We start from the raw sequence: 23,380 nt of genomic DNA, 5'->3' as shown, positions 1-23,380 counted from the left end.
TTTCTTAAGCATTCTAATTTTGCATCAGAAACAAATAATAGTAAATACAATGAATCATTCATTTTTAGTTATTGGTACGGGAGAAGTTGGCTTATCAATGCTTCAGGCTCTCTATGATTATCAGAGTACTCATCAGGTAGAATTCAAAATTTCAGCGCTTGTACAACCAGGTACAAATTCCATTCATGATTTATCGAGAAACAAAGTCTTTGAGAACACCACTCTCGAGCCGATTGATTTAGTTAAAAGCAGTACTAATGAGCTGGCAAAAGTTTTCTCCAAGTATGATACTGTCATCTGCTGCAGTGGTTTTTCTATCGGAAAAGGCATGCAGGTAAAAATTACTAAAGCGGTTTTAGAAGGTGGAGTTTCTCGCTATGTACCTTGGCAATTTGGTGCAAATTATGATAAAATAGGTCGTGGCAGCGTACAACCTGTATTTGATGAACAACTTGATGTGCGTGATTTATTACGCAGCCAGTCTAACACTAAATGGGTTATTGTATCTACAGGAATGATAACCAGTTTCCTTTTTAGAGAGGATTTTGGTGTAGTAAGTTTAGAAAACGAAACCATCCATGCTTTAGGATCTTGGGAAAATTCATTGACACTCACCTGTTGTGAAGACATTGGTAAATTAACGGTCGAAGTATTATTTCATCAACCAGAAATTATTAATATGTCGGTTTTTATATCAGGAGAAACAGCAACATTCACACAAATTGCTCAACATTTGGAAACACTTTATAATAAGCCCTTTGACCGTATTTTATGGGATAATGAACATTTAAAAACGTCGCTCGAAAATGATCCGGAAAATATTTTCCATAAATACAGACTGGTATTTACACATCCAGGGGTAAGCTGGCCTATGGAGCAAACCTTTAATCATCAGCAACAAATTCCGGTCATTGGAATCATGAGCTGGGCAAAGGCTAATCTGGATATTCCAAAGTAATTATTAAGTAAAAATTAGTCCATACGAATATCAGCTTATACATATTTTAAAAAGGATATGTTGTCATTAAAAGTAAATGGTTCTTCATCATGATGTGATGAAGAACCATTTTTCTTTCCAATATTTTAAATCATTTAAAAAAAAAAGAAATAACAGAAAGCAGTTATAAAATTATTTTTCCCGCTTCTTTTTTATAGAGTCTCTGAGAGTTCATATCTTCGTAGAAAATAAAAATATGTTCATTATTTCGCTTACGTATAAGGTAGCTATAGAAAATGTAGAGCACCATATTCCGGAACATAATTCCTTTCTTCAAAAATATTATGACTTAGGGCTGTTTATTACCTCTGGAAGGAAAGAACCTAGAACCGGAGGAATTATTATCTGTAGGGCTTCATCGAAAAATGAAATCGAACGGATCATTACAGAAGATCCTTTCCATATCCATCAGATCGCGGATTATGATATCACCGAATTTATCCCATCGAAATACAACGAGAATTTTAAAATATTTATAGAAAACCAATGAGATTAATTACCTATAACGTCAACGGAATCAGGGCTGCATTTACCAAAGATTTTCTGGGTTGGCTCAAAACTGCTGATCCGGATGTGATCTGTATTCAGGAGAGTAAAGCCGGAAACGATCAGATAGACATCGAAAGTCTTGAAAAATTAGGATACCACAGTTATTGGCATTCAGCAGTAAGAAAAGGATATAGTGGGGTCGGAATTGCTTCCAAAATAAAACCTAATCATGTAGAGTATGGTTGTGGTATTGAAAGCTATGATAATGAAGGAAGAATTATCCGTGCTGATTTTGACGAATTCTCTGCTATTTCAGTCTATGTACCTTCTGCCTCAAATATCGAAAGACTTGATTTCAAAATGCAGTTTTGCCATGATTTCCTTGAATACATCAAGAATTTAAAGAAAGAGATTCCTAACCTGATTATATCTGGTGATTTTAATATTTGCCACGAAGCTATCGATATTCACAATCCTGTTGGCTTAAAGAACGTTTCAGGGTTTCTTCCTATGGAAAGAGAATGGATGACCAGTTTTATCAATGAATGTGAACTCATTGACAGTTTCAGATTCTTTAACAATGAACCCGACAATTATACATGGTGGAGCTACAGGCAAAACTCAAGGGAAAGAAATAAAGGCTGGAGATTAGATTATAACTTTACTTCTTATAGTTTAAAGGATAAACTTACACGCGCTGTTATTTTAAAGGAGGCTGTTCATTCAGATCACTGTCCTGCTCTATTAGAATTAAACGTATAGATACATTGTATATCTTATCAACACAAAAGCCAGCTGAAATCAGCTGGCTTTTTTAATTTAAATCATAAGATTAATCGACAATTTCATATTCGACCGGAATAGTACCATGATTGATATCTCCGATCTCATCGAACGCAGCTTTAGACATGTCTAAAGATCTTGATGAATGGAAAGGCCCTCTGTCATTTATCCTCACTATTACCTCTTTCCCATTCCTAAGGTTAGTAACCTTAACGTTTGTTCCAAATGGAAGCGTTCTGTTTGCTGCAGTAAACTTTGAGTTATCAAAGATTTCTCCGCTAGCAGTTTTTCTACCGTTAAATTTATCGTGGTAGTACGATGCATAACTTGTTTTTTTCGCATCTAAGGCATTACTTGTAAACGAGTAAACACCTAAGGTTGAAATCATCATTATGATTACGAGAATGAATCTTTTCATCATTTTGAACTTTTATTGGTTTTGACTGGGCAAATGTATCAGGAATCTTTTGATCTCCCTATTCCAAATGTTAAAAACCGTTAACAAAAACCAAAACATATGTTAACTATCTTTGTAAGCCCCTATGAATAGGCATTTTAAAGAACACTGTTAAAAAGTGTTAAAAAAATAGGTGATTTGTTAATTTAATTAACTAATTCATGCATAATTCTAAAAAACAAATTAACTAAAAATCTAAAAATCAACAAGTTATAAAATGAACAATTATTAATTTTCAACATAAATCTGAATGATAAAAAGATAAAAGTGTTAAGAAGCTAATCAAGGTAAACTAGCTTATAGAATAGCTCTAACACCATAAAGCTTCATCTTTCTAAATTATTTTAACAGCTAAATTCATTTCAAATCTCATTCTAAATGAATTATTGTCTTCTTTATTTTCAATTTTAACCCTAAGTTTATGTAAAGATCTTTTTCTCTTTCTAATTTTGTTCTTCAAAAATAGGGGTTAAGAATCAGATTAAAAAGCTTTTCTATAAAAAATGACACCAATTCTTCTATATTATATTGTCAATTCATATCGATTAAAAATACCAACAAAGCAGCCTCAATATCTGGGTTTAATCAATATTGAACCAGTAAAGGCTCTAAAAAGGCTTAAAAACCTTTATATCTGATCTGATGACCTATGATGTGATGATTAAAGATTCATAACATAAAAATCTGATCTGGCTCTTTCCCATCAAAAATAAAAGACCAATGAGTGAACTCATTGGTCTTAATATGTAATTAAATATTTTTTTTATTTTAAGTATTCTAATACATAGTCATAAGTTCCGTTAGGATATACTACAGACATGTTAGGAGATCCTGTAACTGCATTACCGGAAGTTGTATCATAAGAATATAAACTTCTGTCATATACTGTATTTGTTCCAGCTTTGTAGATTGTAATAGCATACATAGCAGTGATACCAGCCGGTGCAGGAATGCTCACACTTGTAGTAGTACCAGTAGCGTTGAAAGTTCCTTTGATAGCATATACCTGAGCGTTATTCACTAAAGTATTGGTTACAGTTTCTGTTGTAAGGACATTCACCTTAGGCGGAGTTCCTCCCAATGGTAGCCATTGTCCTGTTGCAGTAGTTGTTGGAGACCCAGGGTTGGAGAAATAATAGAATCCTGGAGTTACTGTTTGGTTTCCGATACCTGAACCTGTAGCAGGAGTAGTACCAGAAGCTGTATTATAAACAATAATACCATCAAATCTGTTAGGGTTGTTAGAGGCTAAATAAGTACCATTATTTGTTAGAACTAAACTTCTAAGGTCAGCTCTAGGGAATATAAATCCTTTACCAACATTCGTTGCTGCTGGGCTTGCGCCGTTCCATAAGGTTGAACTGGAAGCATCAAAAAAAGCAGTACTTAAGTTAATAGATGAATTTCCAAGGGTTTGGTTACCTTTTACCTGTGCTGAAACTTTTGTTCCAAACAAAGCAGCAACAACACATGGGATTAATAAAAATGTATTTTTCATTTTGATGTTTTTAAATTAGTTAGAACCTGTATTGAACCAGTCTGTACCATCCGTTACGAATTGATACCCTCCAAAAGGATTTATGTTAGGTACGTTATTTCCTTTATAAGTACCACCTGCAGTTTGAATAGCAGGAGCACCAGCTCCGGTTACTTCAAGAACTGTAAACACCTTACCTATCATTGCAGGAGTTGGAGCAGGGAGAGTAACAACAGTAGTGGCTAGACCTCCAATTAATCTTACAAAGTTGTTGGCATCAGATTCTAATATGGCTACGTTTGCAGCATTGTCACTTCTCCAAGTTGGAAGAGCTACTGCACCACCACCACCTAAAGCTTTCCAAACGTTATTACCGTTTGTACCATCATAGTAGTAAAATCCTGTAGCAGTAACATTCACTGTTTTACCAGTTCCTGTACCTCCTAATGCGTTTACAAATACAAGAGCACCATTCTGAGCACTTGCAGCAGTAGCATTACCATTAGCATAAGCTCCAGTTCTAGCTTCTAAATCAGCTCTTGACAAACGAGGGACTAATAAGGCATCAGGTCTAGTAGCATCAGTACTGGCTACTACATCTAGAGTCGTGGCAGGTGTGGTTGTGTTAATCCCCACTCGCCCTTGCTGAGCCTTGGAAAGAGCCGTAAAGGCAACGAGCATTGTCGCTGTTAATAAAAATTTTTTCATAAGTTTTTAAAGATTTTAATTACATTATTTTTCATCAATATTTCCAAAGGGAAAATGTATCTCAACTTGCGATTATTATCTTATGGCTAATATAGGTAAAAAAAACATTTTTTTTGAATTTTTAGCTCAATTTTAATAAATAACTTATTGATAGCACATGATTTAAAAACATTGCTTATGGCGCAAATTTAAGACATAATTTTTTAATTTGCATACTTTATAAAAGAAAATTAAAAAATCTTAACATTCAAAAACACAATTACATGAAAATCAAACAGATATATAATTTAACATAATTTTTAAATCTGTTGATTTTCTTAATATTTCAACTTTTCTCATTGAGAAATCAAAACTTTTCTCACTGATTAATAGTATTTTATATTTCTATACCAATTCTCCATAGAGGTCGAACTCTTCAGCGGAAGTAATCTTCACATCAGCGAATTCTCCAATGGAAATATAAGTATCTTCAGCAGATACTAAAACCGTATTATCCACATCAGGAGAATCATATTCTGTTCTTCCGATAAAGTAATTTCCTTCTTTACGGTCGAAGATACATCTGAACACTTGTCCTACTTTCTCCTGGTTTTTTTCCCAAGAGATTTGTGATTGTACTTCCATGATTTCTTCTACTCTGGCTTCTTTTACTTCTTGTGGAATATCATCTTCTAAAACATAAGCACCAGTGTTTTCCTCATGAGAATATGTAAAGCATCCTAATCTGTCAAATTTTTGTTCTTTAACCCAATCTTTAAGCTCCTGGAATCTTTCTTCTGTTTCTCCCGGGTAACCAACGATCAGTGTTGTTCTGATAGCCATATCCGGAACTTTTTCTCTGAATTTTCCTAAAAGAGCATCGGTTTTCTCATGGGTAGTCCCTCTTTTCATAGATTTCAACAGATCTGAATTAATATGTTGAAGAGGAATATCTATATAATTACAAATTTTAGGTTCTTCACGGATAATATCCAAAACATCTTCAGGGAAGCCACTTGGGAAAGCATAGTGAAGACGAATCCACTCTACTCCTTCTACTTTTACTAATTCTTTAAGTAGATCTCCTAATGCACGCTTCTTATAAATATCTAATCCATAGTAGGTAAGATCCTGAGCAATAAGAATCAATTCTTTCGTTCCTTTTTTTGCTAATTTCTGAGCTTCGGAAACTAATTTTTCAATAGGAGTAGAAACGTGACCTCCTCTCATCAAAGGAATTGCGCAGAAAGAACATGGTCTGTCACATCCTTCTGAAATTTTAAGGTATGCATAGTGCTTTGGAGTGGTTGTTAATCTCTCCCCTACCAATTCATGCTTGTAATCTGCACCAAGATGCTTTAACAACATAGGAAGATCTCTTGTACCAAAATACTGATCTACATCTGGAATTTCTTTTACCAAATCCGGTTTGTATCTTTCGGAAAGACAACCTGTAACAAATACTTTTTCTACTTCGCCTCTGTTTTTAGCTTCTACATAATCTAAAATAGTATTAATAGACTCTTCTTTAGCATTATCAATAAATCCGCAGGTATTAATAACAACAATATCTCCACGATCTTCATGAACCACTTCTTTACCATTGGCTTTTAGCTGGCTCATTAATACTTCGGAATCATATACATTTTTGGAACATCCAAGTGTTACTACATTGATTTTCTTCTTCCCTACAGATTTTGTACGCATCTTTTTGATTTTGAGTCTGCAAAGATACAAAATATTAAAAGAGTAATGATTACAAAAATAAAAACCACTTTAAAAAAGTGGTTTTCAATATTATATTTAAAAGTTTTTTTCTTTAAAGCCAGGTGCATTCTGGTCTTTTTCTGAAAGTACAGCGTCTTTTTCATCTACTTTCCAATCTATCCCAAGATCTGGATCGTTAAATCTTACGCTTCCTTCTGCTTCTTTATTATAAAAATTATCACATTTATAAGAGAATACTGCATTTGTACTTAATACGGAAAAACCATGTCCAAAACCTCTTGGAACATAAAGCTGCAGTTTATTCTCGGCTGAAAGTTCAATTCCAAACCATTGTCCAAATGTTGGAGAGTCTTCTCTAAGATCTACTGCTACATCCCACACACTTCCTTCCAGACATGAAACTAGTTTGGCTTGTGCATGTTCACCTTTCTGAAGATGAATTCCTCTCAACACGCCATAAGAAGATTTTGAAATGTTATCCTGAACAAAGTGGCCATTCATTCCTGTAAGTTCTTCGAATTTTTTTTCGTTGAACTTTTCAAAAAAATACCCTCTTTCGTCTTCGAAAACGGTAGGTTCAATAATGTAACAGTCTTTAAGTGGGGTTTCTTTAATTTTCATAACTAGGGAGAAATTCTATATTGTTTATTTTAAAATAATTAATAAAGTATTAAATAAAATTTTAATATCATTTTTAAAGGACAGATGTTCCAGATATTCAAGATTCATTTTTACTTTATGTGGAAATAATATTTCATCATTGTATTTCAAAGGATCTTCTTGTCTTCGGAGTATATTTTCTTCATTTCGATACACAATACTCGCCTCGCACGTTAAACCAGGTTTAAGCTCTAATACTTTTCGATCTGTTCCTTCAAGTAAGTCATAATAACCTTCTATATCAGGTCTTGGGCCAACAAAGCTCATTTCAGTTTTTAAAATATTAAAAAGCTGGGGAAGTTCATCCAATTTAAATTTTCTAAGAATCTTTCCTACCTTCGAGCAATTTCTATTTTTGCTATGAATGGTTTTAAACTTAAAAATAGTAAAGCTCTCTCCATACTGTCCAATCCTTTTTTGAAAAAAAATTCCATTAGAAGATGTATCTAAACTTGCAATGATAAATAAAATAAGTAGTAATGGCATCAGAAAAATAATCAGAACTACCGCAAGAATAAGGTCAAATACTATTTTCCAATATTTATACTTATTCATTTATTTTTCAAAATTAAGATCCAAAGTATGTTCTGATCACTTTTGATATTCTTTCTCTATCTTCATCTGATAAGTTAGATCCTGATGGTAAGCACAATCCATTATCAAATAATTTTTCAGAAATATTTGTCCCATAATATGGTGCGTTTTCAAAGACAGGTTGTAAATGCATTGGTTTCCAAAGCGGTCTGGATTCAATATTGTCTTCAAGAAATGCTAATCGTAAAGCTTCTCTATCTTTGCCTGTTTCAGGATTAATGATTACTGCAGACAGCCAATGATTAGAATAAAAGTTATCTCCAGGTTCTGAAAAGACAGTTACACCTTTAATGTCTTTAAAAATATCAACATAAAATTCATGCATATTTCTGCGTGCTTGTACTCTATCTTTAATGACTTCCATCTGTCCACGCCCGATACCAGCAACAATATTACTCATTCTGTAATTAAAACCGATATGAGAATGCTGATAGTGAGGAGCATTATCTCTAGCCTGAGTAGATAGAAAAACAGCTTTATCTTTATCTTCCTGAGTATGGCAAACTAAAGCGCCTCCTCCTGAAGTTGTAATGATTTTATTCCCGTTAAAGCTCAAAATTCCAAAACGGCCAAATGTACCACAAGCTTGTCCTTTATAAGTGGAACCTAAAGCTTCTGCTGCATCTTCAATAATAGGAATCTGATATTTCTCTGCAATAGCCGTAATTTCATCCATTTTTGCCGGCATACCATATAAATGAACAACAATAATTGCTTTAGGTTTTTTACCTTTTTGAATTCTATCTTCAATTGCTTCATTCAAAGCTTTTGGACACATATTCCACGTATCAGATTCACTGTCTATAAAAACAGGAGTTGCTCCACAATACGCAATAGGATTCGCTGAAGCAGAAAATGTCATCGACTGACAAATAACGTCATCTCCATATTGTACACCACATTCGATAAGAGCTAAATGAAGAGCTGCTGTTCCTGCAGAAAGAGCTGCCACTTTCGAGTCTTTACCTAAAAACTGTTCAAGGTCACTTTCAAACCCATTAACATTAGGACCAAGTGGTGCCACCCAATTTTCATCAAATGCTTCGTTGATATATTTTAATTCATTGCCTCCCATGTGTGGAGAGGATAACCATATTTTTTGTGACATTGTATGTTCTTATTTAATTAAAACTAAGGTGAGTATTAGTTTATATAATTTATTATTTCTTTTAGATTATTTACAATAAACTGAGGCTTATGTTCTGGTGACCAATCAAAATCCTGCTTATGAATATTTCTACCTGCATCTTTCAATGCAATTGTAGTCCAACCTAATTTATTGGGAGTAACAAAATCTTTTTTAGTGTTATCTCCAATATAAAAATATTCAAAATTTTTATCGTCCATAAAAGTTTCAAAGTTTTTATGATCAGGTTTCATACTTCCGAATTCTTCAGAAATGATAATTTTATCAAAAAGATCTTCTATATCTAGAGCTTTCAATTTATTTCTTTGGGTAATTGATCTTCCATCTGAGATCAACCCTAATTTATAGTTGTTTTGGCTAATATAGTTTAAAACGTCTCTCACGTCATCTCCCATTTTAATCATAGGAAAATGATTCCGATACATATCTAATAACTTTACTTTATTGTGGGAATATCTTTCTTCCAACATTCCAAATACGTCTTTATTTTCATGATAATCCCTCATCATATCCTGATATAAATTATCCTGATCATTTGGATCAAGTAAATGGGCTATTTCATAGTATGCAGACTCAAGATAATCGATCTCATACATTAATGTATCATCAAGATCAAATATAATGTATTTACCCTTCATAATTTCTAACTAAAACTTCATCATCGTAGCGCAGCATTAATAAATTCTCTTCCCAATCCTTGAAATAAGAAATATCATTATTCAAAATATATTCTTTAATCAACCATTCAGGATAATTAGCTCCGGCAAGATAACTTAACGGATATCCACCACCAAATCGAGGATTAATTTCAATTCCTACTATTCTTTTCTCTTCCGGATGTAAGAAAAACTGCATGGTTAAACACCCTACAGCCCCTTCTATATGAGAAAGATTTTCATTAACATATTCTACAATTTCATTTTTCTTGGTAACTCCTTTATTGACTTCACCAGCTCTTACAAAAATACGTTTACGAGGTACAACACATTTAAGATCTCCATTTGTATTATAATAAGTATCCACTGTAAATTCCTCATAAATCTGATGATCCATGTATTCCATAAACATCAGCTTAGGATTCTGAAAGTGATAATCTGTGAGATCAGAAGCTTGTTTTATTAAAAACGTATCAGCACTTAATGATCCATCATAAGGTTTTATAAATAATGGAAAGGTTAAATTATCTTTATCCATTTTTTTAGGAATATCAATATTATTTTCCAGAAAAAACTCATTAATAATTCTCTTATCTCTACACTTTTTCACAAAATCTAATGAAGAAACAACAGGAATGATACCATTTTGCAAAAAAAGGTCTTTATTTTCGGCCAATACTAAAAGTTCAGTATCAATAGTAGGAACAATCATCTTGATACTCCTCTTTTTACAGATTTCCAATAACTCAGCAATATAACCTGGGGCTGTAACCCGATCAATTTTGTCAAATCCATCTGAAACATGACAAGCAGGAGCCAGGACAGGATTTAGATCTACTGTAAAGACTTTTGCACCTGGGTCTATTTTTTTAAGTTCTTTTTGGAATGCTCGAACCAATGATACTCTTTGACCAGCGGAACTTATAAGTATATTATTCATTTGTTTTTTGTGTAAATATTTCCCCCACTATTGATGTTGAAAATTCATCGTTATATCATTTTTTAACCTAAGTAATACTTAGCTCCAAAAGTAAATTTACAGAGTATTACCGTATTATAATACTACTATTCGATTACTTTTATAAAACTAACTGCCTTTCAACGGAAAATGCTTCAGCTCTTTCAACTCCTACGGTAGATCCTCTATACATTGCCAAAGCCTCAAAAGTTTCTACTGAACGAGAATGTGGAAACTGTTTAATTTGTGATGTAAAAAACTTCATTGCTTCTGCTTTTTTAGAGAAAACATCCGTCACATCTACGAAATGGTTAGGCACAAAGGGTTTCTCCTGCATGGGTGTCCATTCTGTTTCTGAAAGGGTTTCATAGCAATAAATATTTGGTATTTTATCGGATCCTTGCGGTCTTGCAGCCACTAAAGATGCTCGATAAATTGCTTTATGATCTTGATGAATATCTCCAGGATGAGGAAGGTATAAATGAGTAGGTTTAATTCTCTGAAATATTTTAGCGACTTCCAACGAAATTCTAAATTCAGGGAATGCATTAAGCGCAGGTGCAGGGAAATCAAGAAAAACGGTTTCTTTTACTCCTAAAAACTGATGCGCAGCAAGAGCTTCTGCCCGAACACTTTCTACTTGTGACATTGGAAAAAGTTCAGGAGCACCTTCTGAGGCATTGGTTGCAACAATCACGGTTACTTCATCTCCAGATTTGATATGCTTTGCAATGGTTGCACCGCATCCAATTATTTCATCATCAGGATGTGGGGCTACTACAACGACTCTGTTCATCTTTTATTTTTTAAAATGTTTTTTATTTTATAAATTTCATCTTCAATATTATACCCTAATTTATCTCCTACATTAATAGAGAGATCTCCTCCTTCTTCCGATGTATAATCTTCAATCCATAGGAGGCCATTTCCGGTTTGGATAAGAAGTTTTCCGGTTTCATCCTTTAATAAAACTCTGCCAATCACTCCCTTGAACTGAATTTCCTTTTCTTTTCTAGATTTCCAGATCGTTACCTTTACATCTTTACAATAGGTATAGGCACCAGGGTGTGGATGGGATGCTGCTTTAATTAATCGATCGATATAATCAGCATTATCATTCCAATTGATTAACCCGTCTTCTTCTTTTCTAACACCATAATAAGAGGCCAAATATTCTGATTGGGGAATAGGATTCCATAGTCCTTCTTTCAGTTCTGGCAACCATTGGTCTAATGCAATATCGATGTGGTTTAATATTTTTGCTTCTACACATTGGGCATCATCATTTTCTTCTACTTTAAATACTGATTGAGCAAAAATGGGTCCATCATCAGCTCCTTTTCCCATCAGGAAAAATGAAGCAGAACCAGAAGTCTGTTCTAGTGTAATCCAAGCCATAGGAGCTCTTCCTCTTCCAATGGGAAGCACAGTAGGATGAAAACCTATGCATCCTAATTTTGAAATGGCAAACCATTTCTCAGATAATAGTTGTGAAAAGCCTACCGCAAAAATAATATCCGGAGCTAATTCAGAGGCCCAGCTTAGGTTTTCTTCATCATTAATTTTTGTAAAGCCTCTATAATTGATATTAAATTTCGAGGATAATGATGAGAGGTCTGCCCATCCGGAAACTTTCTCTTTATTTTTGGGTTCATGCCCTAAAACTCCCACAACTTCTAAGTTATGTTCAGCCAATTTATGAATAATCCGTGCGGTAGAATTCACCGCTCCTATTACTAAAATTTTATACATTTGGACGTTTTATATACTTGTCTTCTCCATTAAGAAGTATTAAAAATGTTTTGAATATGATTTTTGTATCTAGTAAAAAACTTTGCTTTTCCACATATTCTCTATCATATTTCCATCTTTCTTCCCATGATAAATGAATATTACCATTTACCTGTGATAATCCTGTAAGGCCAGGCACTACTTCAATGCGTTTTTTTCCATCCTCATTAAATTCTGCTAATTGCCTTGGTAAACATGGTCTGGGTCCCACCAATGTCATATCCCCTTTAAAAACATTAATAATTTGTGGCAATTCATCTATTTTGAAACGTCTCAAATATTCTCCTACTTTTGTAACCTCTGCATCTCCTTTTAATATTTCTCGATCCGCAACTCTTTCTTTATCATACATTGTACGCACTTTGTATATTTTGAAAACTTTTCCCTGATAACCCAACCTTTCCTGAAAGAAAAAAAACTTACCAGGGCTATCAATTTTAACCAAAATATAAATTATCAAAAATATTGGGAATAAAAAAATGATAACCGTAAGTGCAATAATAATATCTAAAAATCTCTTTATAAAAGTTTTATACATCTTTTTTTAAAATTTAGATATGTTAAAAAATATACATTTGAATGATCTCATTTCATTCTTCATAAAGCTTATTGTATTAAAATTTCTATTAAAACTGATTGCTGAATTATATATTAAAACTGAGTAGGAAAAACATATTTCTTTACATAGCATTAAGCATTAATTATTTTGGAATAAGAGTGATTAACTTGAAATTCTTTTTTTAGAAAGTTAAAACTATTTTGTCTGAATATCTCAAATTGTGCATCATCCATGTCCCTAAAATTGTCAATAGCATTAATCATTGCCTTCAGATCATCTGAATAAACTGCCATACCACAATTATTTCTAACAATATCATCACCGATATCTGTATTTGGATCTGTAGCAGCCAATACCGGCATTTTAAATTCTAAATAAGAAAGTAACCTGGAAGGGTAATTAGGAATAGTAAAATCTTTGTGTAAAAAAATAAGCCCTATATCACAGGATTGAACTAAAAGATCATAATCTGTTTTAGGGATGGCTGAAAACAATAATGCATTTTTAGGCTTAAAATTATCAAACCAATTTTTTAACTTATCATATTCTGTTCCTGACCCTGCAATAACAAAAAACACATTGCTATCACTAGATTTTGCCTGTAATGTTTCTATAAGAAAATCTACCCCTTGAGGTTTTCCTAAATTACCGCCGTATATGAAAACCTTTTTTTGATCTGGTATCTGGTATTTTTCTCTAATCCGTTTTTTTTCAACCTCTGAAATATCTGCGGATGGTTGTAATTTTATAGAATTAGGATTAATTTCTAATTTCTCTTTAGATAAATAGGCATTATGATCTAAAACAAACTTTACATTAGCTTCAGACATACAACCAATTTTATCTGAAATGGTATACAAGTCTTTTTCCTTAGTTCTGAAATAATTATATAAGATCCCTTTTTTTGATAACATTTTCATATCTACTGCATTTTGCGGAAAAATGTCTTTAAGGAGTAAATATGTTTTAGCATTATCTCTTCTTTTGATATATTTAATCACTCCTGTAAATGTAATAGGAGGAGTAGAATAAACTACCAGATCAAATTTTACTTTTGAAAAGTATTTCTTAACAGCATGTAAAAATAGTTTTTCTATGGTCAATGTAGAAATACCTTTTTCAATAAAATTTGTTTTTTGAATATTTAAGGTTTTTACATTTAAAAAGGTTACATTCCCTTCTACTTTCACATCAGTTTTTTGATTTTCACGTCTTTCTATTGGGCTTACAATATAAACGTGATGGTTATGATCTGAAAACTCACGCATCAAATCATGATAGATACCTCGCTCCTGCAAGGTATTTATTTTAACTAAGGTAAGAAACAATATATTCATCCTATCCTTTTCTCCAGACAACTCTGTTAATATAATCAGTATAACTTATAATGATTCGAACTACTTTTTCGGACACATTTGGCATTGAATAATCAGCTACTTGTCTATAATTTCTTTCACTTCCTTTGTGCTGTTGTTGTAGCTGAACAAGCCCTTGTAAAATTCTTTCAGGAGAAAGTCCAACCATCATTACTGAGGCCTCTTCCATTGCTTCAGGTCTTTCATGAGCTTCTCTGATATTAAGGGCTCTAAAATTTAAAATTGAAGATTCTTCAGAAATTGTGCCAGAATCTGAAAGTACAGCAAATGAACGCATCTGAAGGGCATTATAATCGTGAAAACCTAAAGGTTTCAAAAATTGTATTTCAGGACGCATTTCGATCTGCATCTTATCAATCATATTTTTGGTACGTGGATGCGTAGAGACAATTATCGGGTATTGATATTTTTCTGCAATCGCATTTAAAGATTCCATTAATCCTTTAAAGTTTCTTTCAGAATTAATGTTTTCTTCACGGTGGGATGAAATTACAAAATACTTGTTTTCTTTCAGATTTAATCTTGATAAAACGTCAGAACTTTCTATTTGAGGTAAATAATGATTGAGCACTTCAAACATTGGTGAACCTGTTTTAATAATTCTGTCTGCAGGAAGGCCTTCTCTTAGTAAATATTCTCTTGCAATATCAGAATATGTTAGATTAATATCCGAAGTGTGGTCTACAATCTTCCTATTAGTTTCTTCCGGAACTCTTTGATCAAAACATCTGTTTCCAGCTTCCATGTGAAAAATCGGGATTTGACGTTTTTTTGCAGGAATTGCACACAAACAAGAATTTGTATCTCCTAAAACAAGAAATGCATCAGGTTTTAATTCTTCTAAAAGCGGGTCAATTTTAATAAGTATATTCCCTACAGTTTCTGTAGCAGTTTTTCCTGCTGCTTCAAGAAAATAGTCTGGTTTGCGAAGCCCTAAATCTTCAAAGAAAATCTGATTAAGTTCATAATCATAATTTTGTCCTGTGTGAACGATGATATGCTCAATAGCCTCAGAACTGTCTAAAGCAGATAACACTCTTGATAATCTGATAATCTCTGGTCGTGTTCCTACGACAGTCATTACTTTTAATCTCTTCATTGCATTTTTTTTGCCATTACAAAGATAATTTTTTATATTTAAACTCCTTAATGATAATGTATGAAAAGTTATTTAACATTGTGTTTCCTAACAGTATTTGTTTTCTCATTCTCCCAAAATATCGATATTAAAAACTATGGGGCAAAAGGTGATGGTGTATCTGATGACACCAATGCCTTTACTAAAGCAGTAAACGATATCAACATGAAATATGGAAAACAAAAGAGACATGTAAATCTTTTTATTCCGTCTGGCACCTACATTATTTCAAAACCTATAATCCTCAATAAGTTTATTAGTATAACAGGTGAGTTTATAAATAGTACAATCATAAAAGTAAAGAACCCCAATTCTGAAGCTATCATTCTGGAAAGAAATGGTGATGAGCACATAATAGATGGGTATAATTATATTAAAAGCCTGACATTATTAGGCCCTAATTGTGATGATAAAAATGTTTTTGATCCTAAACCTCAGTATGCAAACAGCACCAAAAGTACGGGTATAAAAATTTTTGGATTAAGAACCAGAGTTGAGGATATTCAAATAGAGGGCTTTGCTAATAACGGAATTGAGATTCTATCAGCATACTATACTTTTATAACGAATTGTTTTATCCGCAATAATGGTATTGGTGTTTTACTTGACAAAGAATCTACAAGTGTATATCTTACTAAAAGTGAAATGAGATATAATTCTATTGGAATTTATATTACGGGAAGATCATTTGCTAATTTCATCAATAATAATATGATAGAAAATAACCTTGCAGGTTATCTGAATGTTGATAAAACATCTCAATTATCCAATTTAAAAAGCACGGGAAGAGGCGTTGTTATCGATCAAGCATCCAACAATATGATTAATAATAATTATTTTGAAAGACATTATGTAAGTGTATCTGTCAGTAATTCTTATAATAACGTAATCAACAACAATTTTTTTGCTGTAAACGGAGACGGAGATACTGCTAATAAGGATAAATCTCAGACACTCTACCAACTAGTAGGCAGCACCAGCAATAATATTTTTGAAAAAAATGTTACTGTAAGCTCGCGTCCTACAAAAGTTATTGTAAGTGATGATGCTGATCTTTCAAGGAATACCATTGATATGGATCCTGATAGCAATAGAGCCCTAAAAAATGAACTTATGAAAAATAGAAATTCATCCTTTAAGGCTCCAAAAATTATAGATCAAAAATAATTTTTAAACTTCTAGAAAATAGGTATCGGGATCTTCTGGATTGAATGGTTCATTAATCCAGAAAATAGTATATAGTTCCTCTTCTCCAATATTTTTAATATTGTGAGTGTACCAGATTGGCATATCTACATAAGCTGGTTCCGTTCCATCCAAATAGAAATCCATCACTTCATCAGTATCAATTTTTCTCAATTGAATTAAGGCTTTGCCTTTTATTACCGCAAATCGTTCTATTTTTCGGGTATGATAATGATTACCTCTTGTAATTCCCGAAACTGTTGTTGAAAATGAACACTGACCCCCTATTCCTAATCTGATGACTTCTACAAATGCTCCTCTTGGATCTATATGTTGTGTAAACTTGACTGGATAATGATTTTTGATATCAAAATAACAACGAAAGGTATTAAAAAGATTTAGATCAAATGTAGTTTCCAATACCGGAATTTCTCCATTTTCAAAATATAGATTCTTATAATTTTCTAATTTTTTAAGTACTTCTGAAACCTTATTGGCTGAGGTATATGGAACTTCATATAATTTTTCAGATGTTTCACTTTCTATTTTATTGATAATTTCCTCTACAAGTTCTCCCACATAAATCAGTTTCACCTCATCATCATGGTCAATAACAGGATATTCTCCATGAGTAAGTTTATAACAAAAAGTTGCAATGAATGAATTATAATTGGGTTTTCCGAAAGGACCAAAAACATTTGGAATTACTAATCCTGTAAAGTGACCTCCAGATTTTTCAGCCCATGCAGCAAAAAGCTCTCTTCCTTCTTTTTTGGATCTGCCGTATAAATTATCTTTTTCTTCCTGTGATGAAGATGAAAATAAAACATGAGCCTTTGATCCTGTTCTTTCTAACGAACTGATTAACCTATTTACTAGGTCTATATTACTATCAAAGATCACCTGAGGTTCAGGATGACGATTCATTGCGGCCAAATGGACAATTACGTCACACTGCTTCACAAATTCATCCAGTTTTTCAGGAGACTCAAAGAAATCTCTTTCAAAATCTATTCTCTCAAACTGATCTGGCTTTAAACCTAATGTATTATATAAATGAGATCCTACGAACCCATTTTGACCTGTAATTCCTATTTTTTTCATCTTATAAATTTTCAAAATAATCAATAGGGAAACGATAATTATCGTCTATTTCACCTAAAGAATAGTCTGCCATTACTAATAATTTTGATTTTTCTTCTTTGGTTTCGATTGCGCTTACATATCCTTGAGGAATATGTAAAATATTTAAATTTCCGGAGCTTAATTCAAATTCCATAATTTCGGACTTCCTAGAAGGAACTTCCCAATTATCAATAGATATCAATTTGATTATAAATTTTCCTTGTATTGCTGAAAGCCAACGTTGTTCAACTTTATGCCCAACCCAGCCTCTTATCGATTCAGTATCTATATCTTCAAGATAATATAGCCTTTTAACTTCAGAGGCATCAAAGATATTATTGAAAATAAGTCTTCCTCTTTCATCAGAAAACTGTCCTCCTTCAAAAATTTCCGGGAGTTTCATTTTTAATTTTTAATCAGGATACTGCATCACATCTTCTCCCAAAACCTCTTTTCTAATCAAAGGAAGTTTTAATAGAAGATTTTTCATTCCTTCTACATCTTGCTGCTGAGTATTATGAGAATGATAATCTTCAATTTTTGATATATCTTCTATTCCTTCAGAAAAATACTGAGCATAGTTCAAATCTCTATTATCTGCAGGAATTCTATAGAAATCTCCCATATCTTCTGCCTTGATCATTTCTTCACGAGTACATAGTGTTTCATATAATTTTTCACCATGTCTCGTTCCAATAATTTTTATAGGATTGTCTGCTTTCAACATTTCCTTCAACGCCTGTGCTAAGTCTCCAATAGTTCCTGCAGGAGCTTTATTCACAAATAGATCTCCAGGATTTCCATGTTCAAATGCAAACAATACCAAATCAACGGCTTCTTCTAAAGACATCAAAAAACGGGTCATATTAGGATCTGTGATGGTGATCTCTCCTCCATTTTTAATCTGCTTAATAAATAAAGGAATTACAGATCCTCTTGATGCCATTACATTACCATATCTGGTAAGACATACAACAGTGTCTTCTAAGTTTCTGGAAGCTGCTACGGCTACTTTCTCCATCATTGCTTTAGAAATTCCCATGGCATTGATAGGATAAGCTGCTTTATCAGTACTTAAACAGATTACTTTTTGTACTTTATTTTTAGCAGCTGCCTCAATAACATTCTGTGTTCCTTCAACATTTGTTTTTACTGCCTGCATAGGAAAAAACTCACAAGAAGGTACTTGTTTTAATGCAGCAGCATGAAAAACATAATCAACCCCTCTCATAGCAGGTTCTATACTATTAAAATCTCTTACATCTCCAATATAAAATTTCAATTTATTATTTTTAAACTGATTTCTCATATCATCCTGTTTTTTCTCGTCTCTGGAAAAAATACGGATTTCTTTAAAATGGTCTGTTTCTATAAATTTTCTCAATACCGCGGTTCCGAAAGATCCTGTACCACCTGTAATTAAAAGTGTTTTATTCTTAATTTGCATAATCTATATTATAAAGAGTATTTTTTGTTTCTGCATCTGGATAATTAATCAAAACCGCATTATATCTTCCTTTAAAGACAAATAGACTTCCTGCAGCTGCTCCTATTATTCCAAAATTTTTAAAAAGTTTTTTTATATCTTCTAAGGAGCCTGCTCCTCCTAAAACAGTTAAAGGTTTTGAGATTTCTTTACTTACTTTTTCAATAAGATGGAAATCATATCCTTTTCCTGTACCATCATTGTCTATATTATTGATTACAATTTCACCAACTTCTTTCTTCTCAAGCATAGCTAATATGGACAAAAGATTATCCTTTACTTGAGTTTTTCCATTATTAATAAATACCTCATAGCCACCCCATAAGCTCTTCTTAATATCTAAAACAGCAACGACACTTTGGGCTCCCACTTTTTCAGAAATAGTTTCTATGATGTTGGGTACCTGAAATATTGCACTGCTTAAAGCAATTTTTTCAATACCTAAATTAAAAATTTTCTGAGCCTGCGCTGCATTTTTTATTCCCCCTCCGTAGCAAACCGGCATTCTGGATTGTGCTGCTATTTGTTCAATAAGTTTATAATTGGGTTCAATATTATTTCTTGTGGCCCCAATGTCAAATATAGAAAGTTCATCAACTTTTTTTTCGTTGAAAATTTTCACAGTATTTATAGGATCACCTATATATTGTGGATTTTTAAACTTTTTTGTTTTCACAAGCTCATCCTCTTGCAACAATAAGTTTACTATGATTCTGGGCTGCAGCATATTTTTATAATTTTGCAAAATTTTTTAAAAAAGTTTCTCCTGCTGTGTGGCTTTTTTCAGGGTGACATTGTATTCCATATATATTTTCTTCGTGGATAATACTTGCAAAATCTTTTCCATAATGTGTCAATCCATAACAATTTTTTTCATTTTCAACTTCAAAATAATATGAATGTAGAAAATAGAAAAGTTCTTCTTCCTGCATATCTTTAAAAATCACATGATCTTTGATGGATTTCACCATATTCCATCCCATGTGAGGTAATTTTGATCTATGCTTAATTGGTGCAGTATTTATTTTCTTTACTTTACCTCTTATCCAACCTAATCCTTCAGATTTTCCTTCTTCACTTGACATAGCCATCATTTGCATTCCTACACATACACCAAGCACATTTTTTTTTTCATTCAAGACAAGCTCATCCAATCTTTCCCGCATCCCAGAAGCATTTAACATTTGCATAGCATAATCAAATGATCCGACTCCTGGTAGAATAAGATTATTTACATTATCTAAATCTCGAAAATGGGTTGCAATATTGGCTGGGATGCCATGCTTTTTATAAATATTTATAAATGCATTTATATTACCTACTCCATAATTTATAACTGTAATCATCTGAACAGCCTTCTTTCTAGTTTTAAAAATTTTGTCATTTCTATACCTAAACTTATCAGCTTACGTTTAGATTTAAAATCATTTAAGGTTCTATTAGGCTTATCAAAAATATTTTTAAATTCTTCAATTTCAAAACCTAGTTTTTGTGCGACGAAATCAAATTCATTTTTAAGTGACTGATCATCGATTTCTGGTATAGAAATTCTTTTCAAAGCTTCTTCTCTTGACATCTGCCCTGTTAAAATAAGGCTTGAAAAATGAGCTCTCCTTTTTTGGTAACCAAACTTCTGCGGAAGCCAAAAGTCTTCATAAAAGCTGGTAAAACGAGATTCATGATGCTTATGCTGAAAAGGTTGCCAATTAAATTTTTCATTTAACAACTTTTCTGCATCATTCTTTACATATTCAACATAGTTAAGAGGATGAAAAACCTTCATTCCTAAAATAAATCGATAGAAAATTTTGTACATCAAAATATCTATGATTGGAAAGCTTTTCAGCTTTTTATTACCATATTTAGCATGAATATCATTAATTAAAATTGAATCAATCCCTGGGTATGCTCCCCATTCTTCAGGTTCTCTACAACATTCTGTGCTATAATTAGATCCTGTTAAAATGTATTTAATATTATTCTTTCTCGCAAACTTATATAAGCTTGAAAAAAAAGCCACATCTTGTGGCATATCTACGTCTGGTACCTGAGCATGGAAAAAAGACCTTTGAAGATCTTTCATTTCCCCCCAATTGATAACATCTGTATACAGCTCTAAATTCAAACCATTAACAAGTTTTTCTATATTACCTACGGCCTGATGTGTATTCCATCCAGCGTCTACATGATACAACAGAGGCCTAAGCCCCATTTTTTCTTTGGCAATATAAGCAGTATAGGAACTATCTAATCCTCCGCTTAACCCTATAATACAGTCAAAATCTTTATTAGAATTGGTTTTCTTGATTTTTGCTGTGATTTCATTTAGGTCATTTTCTCTCCCTTTTCCATAATTCCAAACAGGCAATATATTTTCAATGAAATTTGTATAATAGTCACTTTCTCCAGCTTCATTAAAAATGATACCCGAATCAGACGTGTCCATAATGGTTTTAGTACAAATTTGATATTTCCTCATTTATGTTTTTGTGTATGTTTTGGCTTCAAATAATCTATATATTTTTCTTCCTCTTATTCAGCTCAATATAAGATTTTAAAAAGATATATCTGGAATTTATTTTTTTTATAATTGATCTTTTAGATGTTGTTGCATTGGCATTATGAATTCTATGCAAAATACTATTTTCTTCAATATGTAAATTAGATTTTATAATATTTGATGCCATCCCAATCCATAGGTCATGCGCCTCGATGTAATCTGGGAAAGGAAGTATAACTTTTAAAAAGTCTCTTCTGAATGCCATTGCACATCCAAAATAAGGAATATTGCCTAAGAAAATACGAATAATATTTTCAAAATATTTATCAGATGTATTTCTATCTAATTTATAAATTTTGTCATTATTAATATTATAATCATTATCAAAACATATAAAACTTGAAGAGACTAATTGTACATTATTTTTATCTAAATAATCCTTAAAAAATTTTATTTTACTAGGCATCCAAAGATCGTCTTGATCACTCAGAAAGATAAATTCATTTTGAGAAAGTGCTATTGCTTTTTCAAATGATTTTACATGGCCCATATTTTTTTCGTTCTCAAAAATCTTGATCTGGGGGTGTTGAAATGATTTGATAATATCAACGGTATTATCCTTGGAAAAATCATTTACAATAATGACTTCGTCACCTTCATCCAGTTGATCAAGAATGGAGATAAGCTGTCCTTGTATATATTTCTCTCCATTATATACTGCCATGCATATTGATACACTATTGTTCTTCTCCATTTTAATTCTTAATTGATTCCTAATCTGATTTTAAAAAACGCCAAGGTTTTATGTTTAAATGTAAGTTTTAACAGCCTTGGTAAATCTACATAAAAAAACATTTTTGTTTCCTTTCCACTTGATTTGGCATATACTTTTAGATCTCTTACAAATAATTTATATCTTGAGATGTCTTGTTGCTTGGTATTTTCTAAAAATGAAAAATTCTGGTTAATCCTAACCTGAAGAATTGACATATTTATATTAAAGCGAGAAAGCCTTTCAATGAATTCATGATCACAAAAGTCTAATCTAAGACTTGGATTATATCCTTTATTCATAAAGAAAGTTTCTGTTTTTATCATCATTCCTGTATTGATACAAGAAATTCTTTGTAAGGGTAGTTCTTTTTCAGTGATCTCCTCAAATAAAACAGACCTAAAATTAACATATCTGCTTGGAGAAACAAGTTTATCCTCAGCATAAATTTTAGGAGCATACAATGGTTGATTGGTCAAGCAACTATTACTATATACCTCATAGAAGTTTAACGGTAATTCTGTATCCTGATCCAGAAATGTTATATAATTAATTTTTTCATTTTTAGCATACTCAGCGATACTGTTGTATGCAAAAGAAATTCCCGGATTCGTTTTATTATGTATATAATAAAGCTTGATATCGTCAAAACTTGGTATTGTTAAATTCCAGGTATCTATATCTGTATTATCAAATACAAATACATGTATTTTTTCACCCTCTTTTTTATTTTTTCTAAAAGAGTGTAAAAGGGTCTGAAAGGTTTTACATTCCCAAAATATTTCTTTATAGGTGACAATTCCGAATAAGATCAT

Annotated in this window: 26 protein-coding genes; 4 read left to right on the top strand and 22 right to left on the bottom strand. The window is 32.3% G+C overall.

The genetic code is table 11. The annotated features are described in order from the left end of the window. Nucleotides 1-49 precede the first annotated feature (49 nt). The 3 genes from GTR01_RS03300 (at nucleotide 50) to GTR01_RS03290 (ending at nucleotide 2,248) form a co-directional block, all read left to right on the top strand. Nucleotides 50-958 (top strand): aromatic alcohol reductase, encoded by a 909-nt coding sequence (locus tag GTR01_RS03300; protein WP_160136431.1) that lies wholly within the window; start codon nucleotides 50-52, stop codon nucleotides 956-958. 235 nt (nucleotides 959-1,193) lie between these two features. Further along, entirely contained in the window at nucleotides 1,194-1,487 is a 294-nt protein-coding gene (locus tag GTR01_RS03295) for a YciI family protein (RefSeq protein WP_160136430.1), read from the top strand. After that, the gene (locus GTR01_RS03290) at nucleotides 1,484-2,248 is read left to right on the top strand and encodes an exodeoxyribonuclease III (protein ID WP_160136429.1); all 765 of its coding nucleotides are present in this window, start codon (nucleotides 1,484-1,486) and stop codon (nucleotides 2,246-2,248) included. The genes GTR01_RS03295 and GTR01_RS03290 overlap by 4 nt, the downstream gene beginning before the upstream one ends. A 70-nt stretch (nucleotides 2,249-2,318) precedes the next feature. On the opposite strand, the gene GTR01_RS03285 is transcribed toward GTR01_RS03290, so the two are convergent. The 14 genes from GTR01_RS03285 to wecB all read right to left on the bottom strand — a co-directional run bounded on the left by GTR01_RS03285 (nucleotide 2,319) and on the right by wecB (nucleotide 15,458). Then, on the bottom strand, nucleotides 2,319-2,690 hold the full coding sequence (locus GTR01_RS03285) for a septal ring lytic transglycosylase RlpA family protein (RefSeq protein WP_160136428.1): 372 nt from the start codon (nucleotides 2,688-2,690) through the stop codon (nucleotides 2,319-2,321). A 799-nt stretch (nucleotides 2,691-3,489) separates the two neighbouring features. Further along, the gene (locus GTR01_RS03280) at nucleotides 3,490-4,224 is read right to left on the bottom strand and encodes a hypothetical protein (protein WP_160136427.1); all 735 of its coding nucleotides are present in this window, start codon (nucleotides 4,222-4,224) and stop codon (nucleotides 3,490-3,492) included. Nucleotides 4,225-4,239: 15 nt separating this feature from the next. Continuing rightward, nucleotides 4,240-4,911, bottom strand: a complete 672-nt coding sequence (locus GTR01_RS03275; protein ID WP_160136426.1) for a hypothetical protein — start codon at nucleotides 4,909-4,911, stop codon at nucleotides 4,240-4,242. 384 nt (nucleotides 4,912-5,295) lie between these two features. Then, on the bottom strand, nucleotides 5,296-6,597 hold the full coding sequence (gene rimO / locus GTR01_RS03270; RefSeq protein WP_160136425.1) for a 30S ribosomal protein S12 methylthiotransferase RimO: 1,302 nt from the start codon (nucleotides 6,595-6,597) through the stop codon (nucleotides 5,296-5,298). A 96-nt stretch (nucleotides 6,598-6,693) separates the two neighbouring features. Further along, the gene (gene rfbC / locus GTR01_RS03265) at nucleotides 6,694-7,239 is read right to left on the bottom strand and encodes a dTDP-4-dehydrorhamnose 3,5-epimerase (RefSeq protein WP_160136424.1); all 546 of its coding nucleotides are present in this window, start codon (nucleotides 7,237-7,239) and stop codon (nucleotides 6,694-6,696) included. 24 nt (nucleotides 7,240-7,263) lie between these two features. Then, the gene (locus GTR01_RS03260) at nucleotides 7,264-7,833 is read right to left on the bottom strand and encodes a sugar transferase (RefSeq protein WP_160136423.1); all 570 of its coding nucleotides are present in this window, start codon (nucleotides 7,831-7,833) and stop codon (nucleotides 7,264-7,266) included. Nucleotides 7,834-7,846: 13 nt separating this feature from the next. Beyond that, nucleotides 7,847-8,980, bottom strand: a complete 1,134-nt coding sequence (locus tag GTR01_RS03255) for an aminotransferase class I/II-fold pyridoxal phosphate-dependent enzyme (protein ID WP_160136422.1) — start codon at nucleotides 8,978-8,980, stop codon at nucleotides 7,847-7,849. A 35-nt stretch (nucleotides 8,981-9,015) separates the two neighbouring features. Then, a complete protein-coding gene (locus GTR01_RS03250; protein WP_160136421.1) occupies nucleotides 9,016-9,657 on the bottom strand; it encodes an HAD family hydrolase in 642 nt (213 codons plus the stop codon). Next, nucleotides 9,647-10,615, bottom strand: a complete 969-nt coding sequence (locus tag GTR01_RS03245; RefSeq protein WP_160136420.1) for an ATP-grasp domain-containing protein — start codon at nucleotides 10,613-10,615, stop codon at nucleotides 9,647-9,649. Before GTR01_RS03245 ends, GTR01_RS03250 begins: the two co-directional genes overlap by 11 nt. Before the next feature lie 139 nt (nucleotides 10,616-10,754). Continuing rightward, on the bottom strand, nucleotides 10,755-11,429 hold the full coding sequence (locus tag GTR01_RS03240) for a PIG-L deacetylase family protein (RefSeq protein ID WP_160136419.1): 675 nt from the start codon (nucleotides 11,427-11,429) through the stop codon (nucleotides 10,755-10,757). Next, entirely contained in the window at nucleotides 11,426-12,385 is a 960-nt protein-coding gene (locus tag GTR01_RS03235; protein WP_160136418.1) for a formyltransferase family protein, read from the bottom strand. Before GTR01_RS03235 ends, GTR01_RS03240 begins: the two co-directional genes overlap by 4 nt. Beyond that, entirely contained in the window at nucleotides 12,378-12,962 is a 585-nt protein-coding gene (locus tag GTR01_RS03230; protein ID WP_160136417.1) for a sugar transferase, read from the bottom strand. The genes GTR01_RS03235 and GTR01_RS03230 overlap by 8 nt, the downstream gene beginning before the upstream one ends. A 152-nt stretch (nucleotides 12,963-13,114) precedes the next feature. Then, complete coding sequence (locus GTR01_RS03225) at nucleotides 13,115-14,320, bottom strand: glycosyltransferase family 4 protein (protein ID WP_160136416.1); 1,206 nt, start codon at nucleotides 14,318-14,320, stop codon at nucleotides 13,115-13,117. Nucleotide 14,321: 1 nt separating this feature from the next. Next, complete coding sequence (wecB, locus tag GTR01_RS03220; RefSeq protein ID WP_160136415.1) at nucleotides 14,322-15,458, bottom strand: non-hydrolyzing UDP-N-acetylglucosamine 2-epimerase; 1,137 nt, start codon at nucleotides 15,456-15,458, stop codon at nucleotides 14,322-14,324. Nucleotides 15,459-15,518: 60 nt separating this feature from the next. On the opposite strand from wecB, the gene GTR01_RS03215 reads away from it, so the two are divergent. Continuing rightward, nucleotides 15,519-16,664 carry a glycosyl hydrolase family 28-related protein gene (locus GTR01_RS03215; RefSeq protein ID WP_160136414.1) on the top strand — a complete coding sequence of 382 codons (1,146 nt, stop codon included), beginning with the start codon at nucleotides 15,519-15,521 and terminating at the stop codon, nucleotides 16,662-16,664. Between the two features lie 3 nt (nucleotides 16,665-16,667). Here the strand turns inward: GTR01_RS03215 and GTR01_RS03210 are convergent, their stop codons facing one another. The 8 genes from GTR01_RS03210 to GTR01_RS03175 are packed head-to-tail and all read right to left on the bottom strand — an operon-like array spanning nucleotide 16,668 to nucleotide 23,380. Beyond that, on the bottom strand, nucleotides 16,668-17,786 hold the full coding sequence (locus GTR01_RS03210) for an NAD-dependent epimerase/dehydratase family protein (protein WP_160136413.1): 1,119 nt from the start codon (nucleotides 17,784-17,786) through the stop codon (nucleotides 16,668-16,670). A gap of 1 nt (nucleotide 17,787) precedes the next feature. Then, nucleotides 17,788-18,210 carry a WxcM-like domain-containing protein gene (locus GTR01_RS03205; protein WP_160136412.1) on the bottom strand — a complete coding sequence of 141 codons (423 nt, stop codon included), beginning with the start codon at nucleotides 18,208-18,210 and terminating at the stop codon, nucleotides 17,788-17,790. Between the two features lie 9 nt (nucleotides 18,211-18,219). Further along, on the bottom strand, nucleotides 18,220-19,254 hold the full coding sequence (locus GTR01_RS03200) for a polysaccharide biosynthesis protein (RefSeq protein ID WP_160136411.1): 1,035 nt from the start codon (nucleotides 19,252-19,254) through the stop codon (nucleotides 18,220-18,222). Continuing rightward, complete coding sequence (locus GTR01_RS03195; protein WP_160136410.1) at nucleotides 19,244-20,020, bottom strand: AglZ/HisF2 family acetamidino modification protein; 777 nt, start codon at nucleotides 20,018-20,020, stop codon at nucleotides 19,244-19,246. Before GTR01_RS03195 ends, GTR01_RS03200 begins: the two co-directional genes overlap by 11 nt. Nucleotides 20,021-20,024: 4 nt before the next feature. Beyond that, nucleotides 20,025-20,639, bottom strand: a complete 615-nt coding sequence (hisH, locus tag GTR01_RS03190; RefSeq protein ID WP_160136409.1) for an imidazole glycerol phosphate synthase subunit HisH — start codon at nucleotides 20,637-20,639, stop codon at nucleotides 20,025-20,027. Beyond that, nucleotides 20,636-21,772, bottom strand: a complete 1,137-nt coding sequence (locus tag GTR01_RS03185; RefSeq protein WP_160136408.1) for an N-acetyl sugar amidotransferase — start codon at nucleotides 21,770-21,772, stop codon at nucleotides 20,636-20,638. The genes hisH and GTR01_RS03185 overlap by 4 nt, the downstream gene beginning before the upstream one ends. 34 nt (nucleotides 21,773-21,806) lie before the next feature. Further along, complete coding sequence (locus tag GTR01_RS03180; protein WP_160136407.1) at nucleotides 21,807-22,547, bottom strand: glycosyltransferase; 741 nt, start codon at nucleotides 22,545-22,547, stop codon at nucleotides 21,807-21,809. A gap of 8 nt (nucleotides 22,548-22,555) precedes the next feature. Next, nucleotides 22,556-23,380: a glycosyltransferase gene (locus GTR01_RS03175; RefSeq protein WP_160136406.1), complete on the bottom strand. Its 825-nt coding sequence runs from the start codon at nucleotides 23,378-23,380 to the stop codon at nucleotides 22,556-22,558.

The organism is Chryseobacterium sp. c4a, assembly GCF_009900745.1.
Taxonomy (GTDB): Bacteria; Bacteroidota; Bacteroidia; order Flavobacteriales; family Weeksellaceae; genus Chryseobacterium.
The sequence above is the reverse complement of the archived record's forward strand: the minus strand, read 5'-3'. Positions and strand labels throughout refer to the sequence as shown.